The 1,122-nt window shown below is 65.3% G+C and carries 1 protein-coding gene; it reads left to right on the forward strand.

From position 1 onward, the window contains the following. Positions 1-36 precede the first annotated feature (36 nt). Positions 37-513 (forward strand): SMI1/KNR4 family protein, encoded by a 477-nt coding sequence (locus tag AB0I76_RS30455; RefSeq protein WP_357042755.1) that lies wholly within the window; start codon positions 37-39, stop codon positions 511-513. Positions 514-1,122: the final 609 nt, after the last annotated feature.

Here is a 1,122-nt window from a genome sequence, read left to right on the forward strand (position 1 = left end):
CCACCAGCCCCATCAACACCGGGCTAGGAGTCGGAGATGATCGACGGCATGGACTTCGAGGAGTTCGACCAGCACGTCCAATCACTACGAGCCCGGACGGCTCAATCCGGCTTCGAGGCAATCGAAGACTTCAAGGTGATCGAAGGGCTGACCGCGTCGGCGGAGGAGATCGCCGAGGCGGAGCGAGCGCTAGGCGCGACCCTGCCCGCGCAGTACAAGGCATTCATGATGCGTTACGGGGGCGGCTCCTTCGGATTCCTCGACCTGCTGCCCATACCAACAGCAGGGTCCGCGCACCATGTCGACGACGTCGTCTCCGTCAGCCAGGCCGAGTTCCCGGACGGGTCGTTCGTCGCGGTGGCTCCTGTCGGCACAGGCGACTACTGGTGCTTCCCCGCCATCGACGGCCGATGCAGCGACGAGGTGTGGTTCCACTACCACGACGCCGACGACCCGACCCTGGGAGCACCAGACTTCCTGCACTTCGCGGCACGGCACGGTACTCAACCCTGACTTCAGCCCAGACCAGCGGGCACTGACCCCGCCAACCGAATACCTGCCATCCCGCAAGGGCGGCGGGGCGCTGCCCCGCACCCCGACCCTCCCTCAGAGACCGCAACGGGTCTCCTCGCCCGGCCACCCCAAGGGGCTGCCCGAGAACCCCGGCCAGGTCAAGGCCAAGCCGCTACGCGGTCGCCTTCGGCGAGCCTTGACCCGACCGAGAACCCCGGGCAGGAACATGCCTGCCCGACCGAGGAGACCCGCCACCGCAGGGACGCTTGACAGCCACCATTGAGACTCGTCCGGTAGGGCGCTCCACCTTGTCACCCTGGCCCTGGCCCGCTCCACCATGGTGTGGGTCGGCGGCAGACGAGATGGCAACATCGTTTCCTGCGCGCTTATTCGTTCGGCAAGGAAGGTTTTATCGAGGCTCCCCCATGAGAAGCCGAACAATGCCGGCTATATCTTCGATGCTGCCGGCCCCCACGACAGCAATTCCCCCCGGCCAATCCAGCTCGATCTCGCTCCGACTCCTGACGACTTCTTCGGGTCCAATGACGTAGGACCATGCATTGTCAGCGAACCCAGATCGCGCCTCGATCAGGTACGACGACGCTTGGT

Source organism: Micromonospora sp. NPDC049799, assembly GCF_040656655.1.
In the GTDB taxonomy this organism is placed as follows: domain Bacteria; phylum Actinomycetota; class Actinomycetes; order Mycobacteriales; family Micromonosporaceae; genus Micromonospora.